At 66.0% G+C, this 16,695-nt stretch carries 10 protein-coding genes and 1 tRNA gene; 2 read left to right on the top strand and 9 right to left on the bottom strand.

Features of this window, described 5'->3' with window-relative positions:
* Positions 1-77: 77 nt before the first annotated feature.
* The 5 genes from ACQR3T_RS18440 to ACQR3T_RS18420 form a co-directional block, all read right to left on the bottom strand.
* Positions 78-392: a hypothetical protein gene (locus ACQR3T_RS18440; RefSeq protein ID WP_428694436.1), complete on the bottom strand. Its 315-nt coding sequence runs from the start codon at positions 390-392 to the stop codon at positions 78-80.
* Complete coding sequence (locus tag ACQR3T_RS18435) at positions 379-777, bottom strand: hypothetical protein (protein WP_428694435.1); 399 nt, start codon at positions 775-777, stop codon at positions 379-381. Before ACQR3T_RS18435 ends, ACQR3T_RS18440 begins: the two co-directional genes overlap by 14 nt.
* Positions 774-1,529, bottom strand: a complete 756-nt coding sequence (locus ACQR3T_RS18430) for a hypothetical protein (protein ID WP_428694434.1) — start codon at positions 1,527-1,529, stop codon at positions 774-776. Before ACQR3T_RS18430 ends, ACQR3T_RS18435 begins: the two co-directional genes overlap by 4 nt.
* Before the next feature lie 583 nt (positions 1,530-2,112).
* A tRNA-Lys gene (locus tag ACQR3T_RS18425) sits at positions 2,113-2,186 on the bottom strand.
* A 92-nt stretch (positions 2,187-2,278) separates the two neighbouring features.
* Positions 2,279-2,500, bottom strand: coding sequence for a DUF3618 domain-containing protein (locus tag ACQR3T_RS18420; protein WP_032375974.1), 222 nt, complete (start codon positions 2,498-2,500; stop codon positions 2,279-2,281).
* Between the two features lie 77 nt (positions 2,501-2,577).
* On the opposite strand from ACQR3T_RS18420, the gene bcp reads away from it, so the two are divergent.
* Entirely contained in the window at positions 2,578-3,051 is a 474-nt protein-coding gene (bcp, locus tag ACQR3T_RS18415) for a thioredoxin-dependent thiol peroxidase (protein ID WP_032375973.1), read from the top strand.
* On the opposite strand, the gene ACQR3T_RS18410 is transcribed toward bcp, so the two are convergent.
* Positions 3,040-4,404, bottom strand: coding sequence for a dipeptidase (locus ACQR3T_RS18410; RefSeq protein ID WP_428694433.1), 1,365 nt, complete (start codon positions 4,402-4,404; stop codon positions 3,040-3,042). The genes bcp and ACQR3T_RS18410 overlap by 12 nt on opposite strands.
* Before the next feature lie 85 nt (positions 4,405-4,489).
* Positions 4,490-5,830, bottom strand: coding sequence for a hypothetical protein (locus ACQR3T_RS18405; RefSeq protein ID WP_428694432.1), 1,341 nt, complete (start codon positions 5,828-5,830; stop codon positions 4,490-4,492).
* Between the two features lie 349 nt (positions 5,831-6,179).
* Here ACQR3T_RS18405 and ACQR3T_RS18400 point away from each other — a divergent pair, with 349 nt between their 5' ends.
* Positions 6,180-6,821 carry a TetR/AcrR family transcriptional regulator gene (locus ACQR3T_RS18400; protein ID WP_371829127.1) on the top strand — a complete coding sequence of 214 codons (642 nt, stop codon included), beginning with the start codon at positions 6,180-6,182 and terminating at the stop codon, positions 6,819-6,821.
* 76 nt (positions 6,822-6,897) lie between these two features.
* Here ACQR3T_RS18400 and acpS read toward each other — a convergent pair whose 3' ends face one another.
* Both acpS and ACQR3T_RS18390 read right to left on the bottom strand, forming a co-directional pair.
* Positions 6,898-7,290 carry a holo-ACP synthase AcpS gene (acpS, locus tag ACQR3T_RS18395; protein ID WP_032375969.1) on the bottom strand — a complete coding sequence of 131 codons (393 nt, stop codon included), beginning with the start codon at positions 7,288-7,290 and terminating at the stop codon, positions 6,898-6,900.
* Positions 7,290-16,592 (bottom strand): fatty acid synthase subunit beta domain-containing protein, encoded by a 9,303-nt coding sequence (locus ACQR3T_RS18390; protein ID WP_428694431.1) that lies wholly within the window; start codon positions 16,590-16,592, stop codon positions 7,290-7,292. The genes acpS and ACQR3T_RS18390 overlap by 1 nt, the downstream gene beginning before the upstream one ends.
* Positions 16,593-16,695 lie beyond the last annotated feature (103 nt).

Raw genomic sequence — 16,695 nt, 5'->3', positions numbered from 1 at the left:
GAAGTCTCCGACGCGTCGAGCGGGAACCGGTCGACTCTTCCCGACACCAACCCGCGCCGGAGCAGAGGTCGGTGTCGTCAACCATTGGCTCCTCTGGGTGGGAACTCGCACACCAGCTCCGGACGACGCCCGCGCAGGTACAAGCCGGTCAAGGTATGCGCTTCGTCGGCAAGCCACTGCCAGCTGTCTCGCGGCCACGTCGCCGCCTCGACGCGCGCGTCAGCCACGGTCACCACGCCGGTGTCGTTGTGCCGGAGGATCACCAAGTCGTCGTCCCAGTCCATCGAGGCAGCGCGTACATGGAGAGGTCCGTGGGCGGCGATGATGTCGAGGTCGGCGTCGATAGGAAATGCCTCGTGCTGCACCCGCCGCTGAAACTCATGATCCAGCATCTGGTCCTGAGTCAGCGACGCCACGAACCACGGCCACCGACCCCGATCCTGAGTTCGTCACCGGCGCAAACACAATCGCCACGCTGCCGTCGATCACCACCACCGGCGCTCCGCCCAGACCCACGGATCGATCGAATTCCGCTGCCCTTCCGAACGTGTCGTCGTTCTCACCTGATAGCAACTGCTCCAGCAGTGGGCCCGTCGCGCGGCGCGCCACCGCCCACCGATCCCCACCCGCGATCGCGTCCACCAGAACGCTGACGTGAGCGACCAGTCCCCCACGGCCCGTGCGCACAGCGAGCCGGTTCACCGTCACAGTGCGGTCACCGATCTTCGTGTCGCGGTCGCGCCTGCTCGTCGACCACACGGCGCGTGGGATCGTCACTGGTGGCGTGCGCCTCGCGGCCGGTGACGCCGACGCCTTCGGGTAAGTGTGCGTACCAGCCGCTGAGACCGAGCGTAGCCATCGGCGCGCGAACCCCCGACCAAGCCGATAGAACGAGCTTCGGCGAGGATGTCGCGTTCGACACCAGCACGTTCGGCCGGGAACAAGCGCCACCGAGCGAGAAGCTGCTGAACGAGTTCGAGCACGGTGACCTCGGGGCCGCTGCCCGGGTGTGCCCGCGGAGCGTCAGGAACATCGCTCCAGATGTGCGCCCCGATCACAGGATGAACGAACCCATCTGCAATACGCGCGGACATCATCCTGCTGTGCGCTCTCGCCCCGGCAGCACGTGCGCCGTCCCCACGATCACCCCCGAGACGGGTGAACAATTCCTCCGCAAGTCGGTGCTGTCCTTCGTTGATGCGCGACCCATCCGCAACGCGCTCATCTCCGGATTTGAACGGTGTGAAACGTGAGAGCACGTCCGCCACCACGTCGGCGGTGTCGGGAGGTATCAATGGCGGCACCAACGTGAGGTCCCCGTGCACGGCCGACACATAGCCCAAGCAAGCGATGGGAAATCTGCTCCAGTCGCTCTCCCCCACCGCTACGGCCGTGGCGGCAAACACGAAGTTGTCGAACAGATCTCGGTGCACCGGCGGTAAGCGACGCATCGCGTTCGCGTCGGCCAACGAGACACCGTCGTAGATGCATTGTTCGAGGACTCGACCCTCTACTTCTTGCAACCACATATGAAAACCCGCGAACTAGGAGGACCGCCAGACGAAGCCGACGGGCGCGGGGTCACCAAACGCCAGTAAACACGCCCGGCCATTTCTCCACAAGCCACGGCACGAGGCGTCGTAGTCAGCTCGCCCTCGTCAGTTGCCGCACTGTTGCCTTCGTGGTGGCAGGCGCATCAAAGTCCGGGCGCGGGCGGGTTCACTCTGTCCCTCTCAGGCGTGACGGGATCGGTGGGAGTACTCCGAACGGCCTGTAGGTCCACCTGGGTGAGTAGCCCCCTTGCACGGTTCACTGCGTTCGATTGTGGAGGCTCAAAAAGATGAGTAAGTGATGACTGGAGCGTCCACAGACGTCCATCAGCTACCCGGCGGTGCGAATCCGGCATACAACTCGCAGGTCAGCGGCATGGCAGCCGGAACCTGACTCCCAGTATTTGCGATTAAGAGTCAAGTCTCCGAATTGCCCTTAGCCGCTTGAGAACCCGCAGGTCACGGAGCTGTCCATTTTCGCGAAGCTTGCCGACTCCCAAACATATCCGGACAACAAAAAGTGCCCCTGACCAGCGAATATGCTGTTCAGAGGCACTTGTTGTGCGCCATCAGGGATTCGAACCCCGGACCCGCTGATTAAGAGTCAGCTGCTCTAACCAACTGAGCTAATGGCGCCGATCCGCACCGCGTGTTCTCTGCGGTGCGGGAGAAACATTAACAGCAGATGCCGCCAGATGTGAAATCGGCTGGTCAAAGCGCCTGTTGCGTCAGTTGAAGATCCTGCGAACCACGAGAACTGCCACCACTGCGCCCACTCCGAGCAGAGTGAACTTCACTGCCGGCTCGTTGAGCTTGGCCACCACGGACTGCTTGGTGTTGGCGACGATGTTCTTGGGGCTGGCACGGACGCTCAGCTCGTCCAGGGTGCTGGCGAGCTGATTGCGAGCGGCCTCGATCTCGCGCTCGATTCGGTCGGTGTCCTTGGCCACGTGTCCTCCAACTTGTTGCAAATAGTCTCGGTCGCAGTCGAGCCTAGAGCACGACGATATTTCGATAGTCTCGTGCGGTGACCGAATACAGCAAGCTCGAGCCGGGCGACACCGCTCCGGCGTTCACCCTGCCCGATGCCGATGGCAACGACGTCTCCCTCGCCGACTATGCAGGCAAGAAGGTGATCGTGTACTTCTACCCCGCCGCGAGCACCCCCGGCTGCACCAAGCAGGCCTGCGACTTCCGCGACAGTCTCGCCGAGCTCAACGGCGAAGGCCTCGAAGTCATCGGCATCTCCCCCGACAAGCCGGCCAAGCTCGCGAAGTTCCGCGACAAGGAAGAGCTGACGTTCCCGCTGCTCTCCGACGAGGAGAAGACGACGCTGCAGGCGTGGGGCGCATTCGGGGAGAAGAAGAACTACGGCAAGGTCTACGAGGGCGTCATCCGCTCCACGTTCCTCGTCGACGAGGCCGGCAAGATCGAGGTGGCGCAGTACAACGTCCGCGCCACCGGCCACGTCGCCAAGCTCCGCCGCGATCTAGCTGTCTGACACTGCCAGCCGCTGCAGGAACAACGCCTCGGCGACGGCCATCTTCTCGATCTCCGTCGGGTCCACGCTCTCGTTGGGAGCGTGGATCCGGCACCGAGGTTCCTCGACGCCCATGAGCACGATTTCGGCGTCCGGCAGCACCTGAGCCAACGCGTTGCACAGCGGAATCGACCCGCCCTGCCCGGCCGTCCCCATCGGATGCCCGAACGCCTCTTCCAGCGCCTCGGACAGTGCTGCGTAGCCCGGTCCGTCGGTCCTGGCCCGGAAGGGCGATCCGACAGCCTCACGCTCGACGGTGACGCGCGCATTCCACGGCGTTCGCGCCTCCAGATGAGCCACCAGAGCATCCTGAGCCGTCTTGGGATCCATTCCCGGCGGCACCCGCAGATTGAGCCGTGCCGACGCCCGAGGCGAGATCGCAGCAGCCGACCCCACGACCGGTGGGCAGTCGATCCCCAGAATTGTCAGAGCCGGCCGCGCCCACACCGCGTCGGCCACAGTGCCCGAGCCCGCCAGCCCGACACCATCGAGCACCCCGGCATCGGAGCGGAACTGCTCCGTCTCGTACGCGACTCCGTCCCACGTCTGCACTCCGTCGAGACCGTCGACCACGGTGTCACCCTGCTCGTTGCGCAGCGTGGAGAGCACCTGCACCAACGCAGCGAGTGCATCGGGTGCGGGGCCGCCGTACATGCCGGAATGAACCTCTCCTGCAAGCGTTTCCACGTGCACCACCACATTGGCGATACCGCGAAGAGTGGTGGTCACCGTCGGCAGGCCTACCCGCGCGTTCCCGGTGTCGCCGATGACGACCACGTCGGCGGCGAACAATTCCGGTCGCTGCTCCACGAGCGCTTCGAGCCCACCCGTGCCCGTCTCTTCCGAACCCTCACAGACGATCCGAACACCGACGCCGACGGACTCCCCCAGCGCCCGCAGCGCCAGCAGATGCATGATCACGTTGCCCTTGCAGTCGGCCGAGCCTCGCCCGTACCACCGACCGTCGCGCTCGGTCAGCTCGAAAGGTTCACTGTCCCAAAGATTTCGATCTCCCGGAGGCTGAACATCGTAGTGCGAGTAGAGCAGAACGGTCGGCGCTCCCGCGGGTGCCGGACGCGAGCCGACAACCGCCAGCGAGCCGTCGACCGTCTCGATCAACTGGACGTCCGGAACACCCGCGTCCAGGAAAGCCTGTTGCACCCAGCGTGCTGCACCGAAGCATTCCTCGACCGGAAACTGCCGGGGATCGTGTACCGACGTGAACCGAACCAGCTCTGCCAACTCCGCTTTCGCTCGGGGCATCGCCGCTTCGATGTCGGATCGAACGTCCACGGGTGGTGCATCGGCAGGCATGGGTCCTCCAAACGAGAAAATGACAGACAGGCTCTCGCCAGTCTGTCATCACTCGTAGCGGGGATCGTCCGCTGAGCGCCCGCTGTCAGCCCCCGGCCAACTCCTGATGAATCCACTCACCAGTCTGCTGCCAGTGTCGATCCCACGCTTCCTGCTCCAGCTGCTCCTGCGACTTTCCCGGCTCCGGCACAACGACCGGGACGGTGAACTGGGGAGGGTCGACCTTCGTCGGAGCGGGAGCCGGCTGCGGAGCGACCACGGCCTGCGGCGCATCCTGCGTGACCCACGCGTCCGTTGTCGGTGTCGGTGTGGCAACTGTTGATGGATCCACGGTAGGTGGAATCGTCTCCGGTACCGGTGCAAGGGCCGGTGCGGCCAGGGCAGCCGGGTCGGTCGTCGTCGTCGGGTCCACGTAACGGGTTGCCCCGGCCAGATCGGCACCGGCATCACGCTGGTCGACGCTCTGCCCCGCAGTGGATTCCGAGTCACCCGGCAACGTTGCAGCAACGGCAACACCTGCCGACAGCACGCCTGCCAGCAGCACGGCTGCGAACACGAGCTTGCGACCGGAGCACCCTGCCTGTCTTGGCTCCGAGTCGGCACCCGTAGGCACTTCGGACGCGGAAACAGCGGTCACGAGCAATGGCGTCGCGACGGTGTCCCGAGCGTCGGACTCGTCGGGTTCGACAGCCTGCTCCGGCTCCGATTCGGCGGACAACGGCTCCACCGGCGCGACAGCCGGCGCTGCGACTGCCTCGTCCACTGCCTCTTCCACAGGGGCGGGCCCGTCTGCGAGCGCGAGTAGCGCAGCCCCTCGTGCGGCGATCTGATCGGCATCTCCCACTCGCACCACGGGAACACCGAGTCCGAGAGCCAGGATGTCGACGAGGTCGCGATTGCTCGACGAGTCGCCGAACAGGGCCACGAACTCGGGCTTCTTGCCGGAGTGATCCACTACGTCCCATGCCAGTGGAATGGTGCTGCCGATGCGTTCGGGCGACATCGAATCCAGCTCGGCGGTTCTGGTAGGGGTGAACGATGCCTCTGCTGCGTCCGCAAGAGAGATGGAAACGCCCGCCTCACCCATGTAGTACAAGAGCACTGTCTTCGCGTCGGCGAGTTCTTCCGATTGGGCCAGCCAGGTCAGAAACGACTCGGACGCCGAACACAACGTCACAGGCTCGTCGCCGAGAGCGCCGCTGAATTCGGCACGTTCCGCCTCGGATCGATACACCACGCCTACAGCGTCGACGTCGGCATCCAGGGTCGCAGCCTCGGTACGCATGATCTCGATCGCTTCGGTCAGTGCGGTGGCCGCGTCGGGGTGCAGTGGCGTCGTCCGATCGGCGAGTACCTCGCCTGAGGTCGGCTCGACAAGAATTGTCTGCATCGAGCCAGATTCGATCGCTATACCAATAGTTGCCATGGCAGTCTCCCTGTGCTCAGGGTGGAGGCGCCCGACCATGAACGTCATCCAGCGGATCAGAACGACGATCACCCTGCACGGAAATTGATTCTGTTACCTGAACCATACCTGTTGACGGTTAAGTTGGTCCAGATCGGTCTTGGAGTTTGTCACAGGAATTGGAACCGGCCGTTGTCGCCAACCCCAGGTTCGTTCGAAACTCTTGCCTGCCGACCCGCAGGTAGCGGACCAGGTGTGGCTACCGGGCCCGTCCGCCGGATAGCCTGACCGGGTGGAATCCTCTGCTCGTGCTCAGTCCTCGCGCCGTCTCGACGCCGCGCTCGAGTCGACGGCACAGACGCAGGAACTGATGCCGCGCCGCCGACCCACCCAGGAACGCAGTCAACGCAAATTCGACGCCCTGCTGCAGGCCTCGCGCGAGTTGCTCAGCGACGTGGGGTTCGAGTCGTTCACCTGCGAGGAAGTCGCGTCGCGCGCCGAACTGCCGATCGGAACGCTGTACCAGTTCTTCGCCAACAAGTACGTCATCGTCTGCGAGCTCAACCGCCAGGACCTCGTCGGAGTACAACAAGAGCTGGCCGAATTCGACGGCGAGGTCCCGTCGCTGGACTGGGTGCGGTTCCTCAACAACTTCGTCGACCACATGGCGGGCATGTGGATGACCGACCCGTCGCGCCGTGAGGTGTGGCTCGCCATGCAGTCGACGCCGTCGACGCGTGCGACCGGAGTCATCCACGAGCGAGAGTTCGCCGATCAGGTCTCGCGCATGCTCGGGCCGTTGACTCCGCGCACACCACGGCACCGCAGGAACCTCATGGCTCAGGTGCTGGTGCACATCGTCTACTCGATGCTCAACTTCTCCGTGCAGGACGGCCAGAGCCACGAGGACGCCGTCGCCGAACTCAAACGCATCATGATGGCCTATCTGCTCGTCGCCGAGAAGGAGAGCAGGCGTTCCGGCGGCTCGGCGAGCGACAACGAGCAAGCCTGAGCAACCCGAGCCCGCACAGACGAAAGGCCCGCCCGATCTCGTGGATCGGACGGGCCTTACTCGTTTCAGCGGAGACTCACTCCTCCAGGATCGCCACCGCGGCAGCGATGTCGCCGTCGTGCGTCAGCGACAGGTGAATCTTGACCGTCGGCAGGAACTCCTGCGCGATGCCGTGCAGCTTGATGGACGGACGGCCCCACGCATCGTTGACGACCTCGATCAACGGGTACGGATTGTCACCGATCTGCGGCGGCCGAGCGAATCGCGATGTCGCCCAAGCCTTCAGCACTGCTTCCTTGGCGGCCCACCGTGCTGCGTAGTGACGGGTCGGATCGGAACTCTTCGTCGCAGCATGCCGACGCTCACCCGCAGTGAAGCTGTCGCGAATCATCGTCGTGCCGACCTTCTCCATCTGCTCGGCGAAGTCGGACACCGTCACCAGGTCGAAACCCACTCCGAGAATCGCCATCAGATGGCACCCGGCAGACCGGAGGAGTAGACATCGTCCTCGCCGAGGCGAGCGGACTCGTTGAGCAACACGTTTGCCTCCAGTTCGCGCGACGCCTTGGCCGGCGTCCCGTCATGTCCGAGCCGTCGATCGTCGGGCCGTTCGTAGAGGGAGTCGCCTCCCACCATTGCGGAGATCAGCCTGCGCTGACCGGCAATTCGGCGCTCGTTCGCCTTGGCGATGTACTCCGCACGGCGCTCCGCGGGAACGGCCTCGATGAACGCCTGCGGGTGCACCAGAGCGATGAGTCCGGACACGTGCCCGAAGCCGAGCGAGGTGAGCAGACCCGCCTTGAGCGGAACCGAATCACCGAAGCGCAGCGGCTCCCGTGCCCACACCAGATGCTCGAAGCCGGTCATCTTGTCGTCGACGCAGTCGAGGCTGCGGTTCGGCGGGATGACGCCGTTGGCCAGCACCTGGCACAGGCCGATCAGCTGCCAGGCAGCCGCTCCACCCTTCGAGTGTCCGGTGAGGCTCTTCTGCGAGACGACGAACAGCGGAGCGCCGTCCGAACGGCCGATGGCCTTGGCGAGGCGGGTGTGCAGTTCAGCCTCGTTCGGGTCGTTCGCTGCGGTGGACGTGTCGTGCTTGGAGATCACGGCCACATCGTCTGCACTGACGCCGAGTGCGTTGAGCGAGAGCGCAAGTGCCGAATCCTTGCCGCCGCGACCGGCACTGAGCGCGCCGAGTCCCGGAGCCGGGATGGAGGTGTGCACTCCGTCGCCGTACGACTGTGCGTAGGCCACCACTCCGAGAACCGGTAGGCCCATCTCGAGTGCCAGATCGCCGCGGGCGAGCAGAATCGTTCCGCCGCCGTGCGATTCGACGAATCCACCGCGCCTGCGATCGTTGGCCCGGGAGAAGCGTCGATCGCTGATTCCCTTGGCGGACATCGCCGCCGAGTCCGCGGTGGCCGACATGTCGCCGAAGCCGATGATGCCTTCGGTGCTCAGGTCGTCGAATCCGCCGGCGACCACGAGCTGAGCCTTGCCCAGCTTGATCTTGTCGACGCCTTCCTCGACCGAGACTGCAGCGGTGGCGCAGGCGGCAACGGGGTGAACCATCGCGCCGTAGCTACCGATGTACGACTGGACCACGTGCGCAGCAACGACGTTCGGCAGAGCCTCCTGCAGGATGTCGTTCGCACGAGCATCGCCGAGCAGGGTGTCGATGTACAGCGAGCGCATGGACTCCATGCCGCCCATGCCGGTGCCCTGCGTGTTGGCGACCAACGTCGGGTGCACCCAGCGCATCAGTTCCGACGGGTTGAAGCCCGAGGAGATGAACGCGTCGACCGTGGTGACGATGTTCCACAGGGCAACACGGTCCACCGAGCTGGCCATGTCGGGCGAGATGCCCCACTTGGTGGGATCGAATCCGGTCGGAATCTGTCCACCCACGGTGCGGGTGAGCTTCATCTTGCGCGGAACGCGAATCTCGGTGCCCGCCTTGCGGGTGACCTGCCAGTCGCTCGAATCGGGAACCGGTGTGATCAGCGTGTGCTCGGGATCGGCTGCCGCGAACGACCGAGCATCGATCTCGGTTCCGACCACGAAGGTGAGGTCGTTGTCGAGGAAGATCGAGGTCATCAGCGGAGCGGTGTTGCCGACCATCGCGCCGTCGTCGCCGTAGGTACGAATACCGCACTTCTCGACCACGATGTCGTGGTACTTGTCGGCGATGTCCTCCTCGGGCACCAGGTCACCGGACTCGATGTCGTACCAACCCGGCTTGGGATCGTTCTCCCAGGCGATCAGGCCGGTGTTCCATGCGAGTTCGAGAACGCCTGCGGCAGAGAGCTGCTCGTCGACCTCCATCTCGAAGCGGGTACGCGCCGAACCGTACGGTCCGAGCTCACCGGCACCGACGATGACGATCAGGTCCTTCGGATCGACGTCCAGTGCCGGCCAGGCCGGAGCCGTGGTCGACGTCGACAGCCGCGGCGGTGCGGGCAGTGCCGCGATCACCGAGTTGTCCACTGCCTCTTCGGTCTTCTCGGCAGCGGCCGCAGCTGCATCCCGAGCGAGCTCGACGAGGTTGAGCTTGGTGTTGGCCAAGCCGCCCGTGAGATCGGAAACGATCGGCTCCTGCGCAGCCTGACGGCGAGCGGCAGGTGTGCACAGTTCGAGCAGCTCGGTCGCCATCTCTTCGGTCGACCAGGTGCGTACACCTTCGGCCTCGACGGCCTCGACGATGGGATCGTTGCCACCCATCAGGCCGGTGCCGCGCACCCACCCGATGTGAGCGTGGGCGATGGACACCCGCTCGGCCCAGTTCTTCTCCGAGCCCCACTTGGCGACAACCGCATCGAGTGCAGCCTTCGACTCGCCGTAGGCACCGTCGCCACCGAACATTCCGCGGTTCGGCGATCCCGGCAGCACCACGTGCAGGTGGGTGTCGATGTCGGTGTCGTAGCCGACCTTCGCCAGTCCGGTGATCAGACGCTCGACCGACCAGAGCAGCACGCGCATTTCCATCTCGGCGCGAGCTCCGGCGTCGGACATCTCGCCCATGACCCGGGGTGCGGCGAACGGGAACAGCATCGTCGGCGTGGTGGCGGCCTTGACCAGAGTCTTTGCGCCACCGGCATTGTCGATGAAGTCGCTGCCGATCCACTCGATGAGAGCATCGACGTCGGTGTACGACGCGATGTTGGCCGGAACCACCCACAGCGACGCTCCGCTACGTGCACTGTCGCGGTAGAGCGAGCGGTAGAAGCCGAGCCGCTCGTCGTCGAGCCTGGAAGTGGTGACGAAGACCGTCGCTCCCCCGGCCAGCAGCTTGGCGGTCACCGCTGCTGCGATGGATCCCTTGCTGCCACCGGTGACGACCGCGACCTCGTCGGCCCACTGGCCCTTGTCCTCGGATGCGACCGCGATGTCCGCGATGCGTCCGAAGGTTTCGGCCAGCACTGTCTTGTTCTCGTAGTCGGCCTTGGCCTTCCACCACTGTGCTTGAGCTGCAACAGCATTGCCTGCGCCGGCAAATGACTCGACGGCGACATCGCCTGCGGTACCGAGCCACAACCGGGCCAGATCCTCACGAGCGGTGGCCCATCGGTCGTCGATCAGCACGGCGCGCTTGGCGTCGAACGCGGGAGCGACCAGGCGAGGCCAGTCCGATCCGAGTTCGGCGGAGACCAGCTCGACCAGAGCGGCGTCGGAATCCTCGGCCAGCAGCGAGTTGGGGGCATCGGCCAGTCCGAGCTGTTCGAGCACCAACCGGGCTGCGGAGGCGAGAACGCCGTCGCGGCCGGTGATGTGCTCGGTGAACTCACCCAGAGCAGCAGCGTCGACGGTTCCGCCGGCTCCACCGCCTGCCTGTGGCATCGAGACTGCCACGCCGCGACGTGCGGCCACTGCGGCCACTGCTGCATCGATGACGTTGTCGACTGCGTTGCCGTCGGCGAGTGCGCCGTCGGCCAGGCCGCCCAGTGCACCGCCGCGGACCGAGGCTCCGTCACGGGTACCGAGAGCGACCTCGGCGGTGACGTGATGCGCCCAGCCGTCGCCCAGTTCCCAGGTCTTCTTGACGCGATCGGCGATCGAGGCCGGGCGTCGACCCGAGGGGCCGAAGACCTTGCGGAGGTGATCGTTGATCGAATCGCTGAGTACCGGGCCGAAGGGCTTGTAGGTACGAGCCAGCTTGTTGACCGTGCCCGAGAGCGCGCCCATGTCGGCATCGGCTGCGCCGTCGATGGCACCGAGCGAGAGCTCGGAGCCGAGGTCGACGAGCAGCTGGTTACGACGTGAGGACACGCCGTCGCACAGCGCCTCGATGGTGTCGGCGGGCCCGATCTGATCGAGCTGCAGTTTGGTCCACAGGCCGATGAGGATCTTGGTCGCATCGGCCGCGACGAACGCGATGTCGTCCGGGCGAGGTCCGCCCGACGGTGCAGCCGCCGGAGCGGGTGCTGCCGCCGGAGCAGCCGCGGCTGCAGGAGCAGCGGTCTCGCGAGCGGGAGTTGCCTCGTCCTCGTCGGCCGGAGCCGGGTCGGTGTCGGTTCCGTAGACGATCGCGGCTTCACGTTCGAGGTTGAGCACCTCGACCGGGTGACCGAAGCGGCCGGGCAGCTTGAGGGTCTGCGACGCGAGGTTGGCGACGGTCGGCGTTGCACCGAGGCCGATCTCGACGAAGCGCTCGATGCCCATGCCGCCGTCGGACTCGTCCGCGAACAGCAGGTCCTGCGTCTCGATCCATCGAACCGGGCTGGCGAACTGCCATGCCAGCAGCTCGGTCAGAATCACCCGGCACAGGTCGCTCGGCCGTGCGGCCCACGAATCGAAGTCCGCGAGAACGGTGTTCAGCGGCTCGGACGGCACCAGATCGGCGATCTCCTGGACGAACTCGCGGTCGAGCGAGAACGGCTTGGGCACCAGGTTCGGGATGTAGCGCCCCACCAGGATCGCCGGATCGAGCTGCTCGGGCAGCAAGGTCTGCAGGCGGTTGCGGAAGTCGTCGACTCCGCCGCGCAGCACGGTCGAGTGGAACGGCACGTCGATGCCCGGAACCATGATGTACGCGGCCTTGCCACCGAATTCTGCCCGGCGAATCGCGATCTTCTTCTCGAGCTCGCCGAGGCCGGCGACCGTGCCTGCAATGGCGTACTGCGAACCGCGCAGGTTGAGGTTGACGATTTCGAGGAACTCACCGGATTCTGCTGCGACACCGGCGACGAAGCCCTGCACGTCCTCGTCGGCCAGGCCGATCTGAGACGGGCGAATGGCTGCCATCCGGTAATCGCTTCGGCCGTTCTCGTCACGAGGAACGAGTGCGTGCATGGCCGAGCCACGCTGGAAGACGACCTCGAGGACGGCTTCGAGCGGAAGCACACCGGCGACAGCGGCGAGTGCGTTGTACTCACCCACCGAGTGGCCGGCGAGGATGGAGTTCTCCACGAACGCACCGGATTCACGCAGCTCGGCAACCTGTGCGACACCGAGAACGGCCATCGCGACCTGGGTGAACTGGGTCAGGTGGAGCACGCCGTCGGGGTGCTTGTGCGTGACACCGCGCGCCTTGAGGGTTGTCGGGTTGTCGCGCACCACAGCAAGAATCGAGAATCCGAGTGCGCTGCGGGTGTGCTTGTCGGCACGCTCCCACACCTCACGAGCGGCCTTCGACCGAGCCCGTGCGTCCAGTCCCATGCCCGGGCGCTGGATGCCCTGGCCGGGGAATGCGTAAACGGTCTTCGGGGCAGCGGTGCGAGCAGTGGCGACCATGACGAGTTCGCCTGCGACACGGCAGGAGACCTCGATCAGCTCGGCACCCTGATCGAACCCGATGCGGTCGACGCGAACGTCGATCTCGGCTCCGGGACGAACCATGCCGAGGAAGCGTGCCGTCCAAGCGGTGAGACGACGCGGCGGAGTCTTGGTGTCCGCGTGGTCGACTGCGGTGACCGTCTGCTGGGCAGCTGCGGAGAGCCACATGCCGTGCACGATCGGGCTGCCGAGACCGGCGAGCAGTGCAGCGGCGTCCGAGGTGTGAATCGGGTTGTGGTCACCCGAAACCTGAGCGAACGCGGCCATGTTGCGTGGGGCCACGATGGTGGCCTGGCGGCGACGACGACGCGGGGTGTCCTTGGCGTCGGCGCTGAGGGATCCGCCGGCGCGAGCCGGATCGGACAGCTCGCCCTTGCCGGTGCGTCCACGGATTGCGAAGCGCTCCACCAGGGTTGCGACGGAAGGAGCATCGAGGCCCTCGCCGAGCATGGCACCGATCTCGACGGTGACCTCGACGACGCGACCGAGATCGGTGTCGAGCACCTCTCCTGCAGCGGCCTTGACCACGAGAATCGAAGTGTCGGTGGGCAATTCACCGACCAGGTTGACGCTGTGATCGAGGTGCACCAGGTCGAGCATGCCTTCGATGACGTCGATGCCCTCAGCGTTGCGGGTGGCACCGAGGACGGCGAAGACGGCAGGCCAGCACGCGCCGACGAGGACGTCGGGAACGGCCTTGCCGCTGACGGTCAGTGTGTCGGGCAGTCCGGAACCGGTGACGCCGGCGTGGTCGGCGATCAGGTCGGGAATCCACGCGATGTTCAGCCGCGCGACGCCGCCCTTCACGGCCGGAAGCTCCTGGCCGGCAGCAACTCCGAGCAGTGCCGACATGGCCTGCTGGGCATCCTGCGCGGTGACGACGGGAGCGCCGCCGTCGATCGTGGAGGCGGGCACCGTCAGACGGATACGTACTTCCTTGCCCGGAGCGAGAGGAACCAGCAGCTCCACATGCTCGGCATCGAGCACGGTCAGTGAGGAGCCGGTCTGCGGATGCGAGGCGACCGAATCGGAATCGACGGTCCACTCGGCCGGATCACCCAGGCGTGCAACGGGGTTCTGCGTCATACGCGAAGCCCAGGTGACGTCGGGAGCTGCCAGCACGATGCCCAGCAGTCCGGGCGCGATCTCGGCGTGGCGACGGCTGGCGATGACCGCCGGCTCGACACCCTCGGCGAGAAGCTGATCCGCAGTGGCCTTCTCGAAGCGGTTCAGCAGTTCGCCGACCGGCTCGTCCACGCGGGTGATGCCGGCGACGGCAACGGTTCCGGGGATGATGCAGACCTGATCGGCGGAGTAGCGGGCGTCGTGTGCCTGCCACAGCGAGTCACTGCGCCACCAGCGACGCACGTCGCCGTCGACGACGGGGACGAAGTTGACCGGCTTGCCGGGCATGCGGCACAGCGAGGTGAAGAAGGTGATGTCGGCCGGGTGCAGCACCACGTCGGCGGCGTCGGGGAACTGTGCGAGCAGCGACTTCAGTGCTGCGCGCGGACGTTCGAGAACCTCGGCGTCGGCGAACAGGGTGGGGATGGGTCCGCGATCGACCGGGTGCAGACGCGCCTCGGCGCGCTGCAGCATCTCCAGGAAGCGGGTGCGCCAGGTGATGTCGAGCCATACCGATTCACGTGCCTCGGTCACGGCATCGGTGAACTCACCGCCGCAATCGAAGTCGCTACGCGAGTCGGTGCCGATGGCCAGATCCAGGTAGCGAGCGAGCCACTGCTGGTAGGTCATCTCGGCGACGTCACCGAAGAACGGCTTTGCGGTGCCGTCGAGTGCGGCGATGATCTCGTCGCGGCGCTCGGCCACGGCGTCGGCGTTGCCGGCGACCTCGTCGAGCAGTCGACCGCAACGCGATGCCGCGTTGTCGATTTCGTGGATGTCGGCACCGAGCTGGCTACGGCCCGAAGCCATTCCGCCGGTGGCGGTTCCGGCCCCGACCCAGTCGGGCGTTCCCGGCGTGTCGACGAGAAGCTGCTTGACCTCGGGTGCCGTGGTGGCTTCGAGGGTGGCCATGGCAGCGGTGCCGACGAGGATTCCGTCGAGCGGCATCTTGGGGTAGCCGTAGACGGCCGACCAGGTGCCGGTGAGGTATTCCGCTGCGCGCTCGGGGGTGCCGATGCCGCCGCCGACACAGATGACGAGGTTGGGCCGCGACCGCAGCTCCGCGTAGGTGGTCAGCAGCAGGTCGTCGAGGTCCTCCCACGAGTGGTGCCCGCCTGCGCGGCCACCTTCGATGTGGACGTTGACCTGGTAGGACGGCACCTCGTTGGCGATGCGGATGACGGCGCGAATCTGCGCGACGGTGCCGGGCTTGAACGAGACGTAGCTGATGCCCGCCTCGGACAGCTCTTCGATGAGAGCGACTGCCTCGTCGAGTTCGGGGATTCCTGCCGTGACGACGACGCCGTCGATGGCGGCACCTGCTGCGCGAGCGCGCTGCACGATGCGGCGTCCGCCGAGCTGCAGCTTCCACAGGTAGGGATCGAGGAACAGCGAGTTGAACTGGATGGCGCGGCCGGGCTCGAGGAGAGTGGAGAGCTCCGCGACGCGATCGGTGAAAATGTCCTCGGTGACCTGGCCGCCACCGGCGAGCTCGGCCCAGTGGCCTGCGTTGGCCGCTGCGGCAACGATCTTCGCGTCGACCGTCGTCGGTGTCATGCCGGCGAGCAGGATCGGTGAACGTCCGGTCATCTTGGTGAAGGAGGTCTCGACCACAACGCGGCCGTCGGGCAGCGTGACCGGCTTGGGCGCAAAGGCAGACCATGCGGGCTGCACCTCGGGTGCGGCTCCCGGAGTGAGTAGATTCCGGTGTCCCCCGCGTGAGGATGCGGCGATGATGCCGACGCCCTGTCCGCGCAGTGCCGGAGTGGTCATGCGGGTGAGCAGGTCGCCCGGACCGAGGTCGAGGATCCAATCGGCACCGGCGTCGACAACGCCGTCGATGGCGTCGACCCAATCCACGGAGTCGACCAGGATCTTCTGTGCGAGGCCGCGAGCAAGCTCGACGTCGAGTCCACAGCGCTGAGCCCAGGCGCTGACGAGTTCGACAGCGTCTTCGAGAGCGGGGTGATGGAAGCCGATCTCGACCGGAAGCTGCTCGAAGACCGGAGCGAACACGGCTCCGCCACGCTTCTTGGCGTCGCGCTCACGCTCTTCCTCGGCAGCGATCTGCTCGCACTTCTCCTGAACGCGAGCCAGCTGGGCCGGCGGTCCCGAGAGTACGACGCGACGACGACCGTTGCGGATGGCGAGTGCGGCGGATCGCTCCGGCGCTCCGACGATCTCGAGGTCGGCGATGATGGCCTGCAGGCGTTCGGGCTCGACGTTGGCGACCGAGACCATCGGCGCACGGTCGCCGGCTCCGATGATTCCGCGGCGGCGGCCGACGAGACCCGCTGCTGCACCCACGAGCTGAGCGATCGCGAGGAAGTTCGCATCCTGCGTGCCGTCCGCAGCGACGGACTCGGCAGCGATGAGCCCCTGAGAGTGTCCGACCACCTTGACGGGAGGGGTCTGGGAGGGATCGAGTCCCTGCAGCTTCAGCGCACGCAGTGCTGCGACCTGGGTGAGGAACACTCCGGGAAGCGAGACTGCGGCCGAGGTCAGCGCAGCCTCGGACGGTCCGTACGAGCCGACGGTGTCGTCGTCGGCGAGATCCTGCTCGAGCATCCAGCCGATGGGGTCGAATCCGACGGAGCGGACGACCAGTAGTTCGTCGGAGACGGGCGCGAGTACGGCTGCAGCCTCGTTGACGAGATCGGTGAGTTCGGGCTCGAGTGCGGAGTCGCGGGCCAGCTCTTCGAGGGAGCTGAGCCACGGTGCACCCTGGCCACCGAATGCCAGAGCGTAGGGCTCACCCGCGGCGAAACGATCTGCCAGAGTCCGAGAGCCGCCATTGCTTCTAGGGGATTTGCCTGCGTTGCCGTTGCCCCGCGTGCCGCGTCCGTGTGATGGTGTGCTCTCGTTGATCGTCAAGGCTGAAGATTCCTCTCGTGGGCGCCTCGGGGGTCGGGGCGCTCGCTGTGATGGCTGCCCGAGTGCGTCGTGGGCTTTCGCGGCAGAAGCAGTGAGCCGGTCG

Source organism: Rhodococcus sp. IEGM1428 (assembly GCF_050321865.1).
Taxonomy (GTDB): Bacteria; Actinomycetota; Actinomycetes; order Mycobacteriales; family Mycobacteriaceae; genus Rhodococcoides.
Note: the sequence above shows the minus strand (reverse complement) of the source record. Positions and strands in the feature narration are given on the sequence as shown.

Bases quoted from the DNA above. Each gene is read 5' to 3' on its own strand.
- ACQR3T_RS18430 (WP_428694434.1), bottom strand. From the start codon at position 1,529: ATGTGGTTGCAAGAAGTAGAGGGTCGAGTCCTCGAACAATGCATCTAC.
- ACQR3T_RS18410 (WP_428694433.1), bottom strand. From the start codon at position 4,404: ATGCCTGCCGATGCACCACCCGTGGACGTTCGATCCGACATCGAAGCG.
- ACQR3T_RS18400 (WP_371829127.1), top strand. From the start codon at position 6,180: ATGCCGCGCCGCCGACCCACCCAGGAACGCAGTCAACGCAAATTCGAC.
- ACQR3T_RS18405 (WP_428694432.1), bottom strand. From the start codon at position 5,830: ATGGCAACTATTGGTATAGCGATCGAATCTGGCTCGATGCAGACAATT.
- acpS (WP_032375969.1), bottom strand. From the start codon at position 7,290: ATGGCGATTCTCGGAGTGGGTTTCGACCTGGTGACGGTGTCCGACTTC.
- ACQR3T_RS18440 (WP_428694436.1), bottom strand. From the start codon at position 392: ATGCTGGATCATGAGTTTCAGCGGCGGGTGCAGCACGAGGCATTTCCT.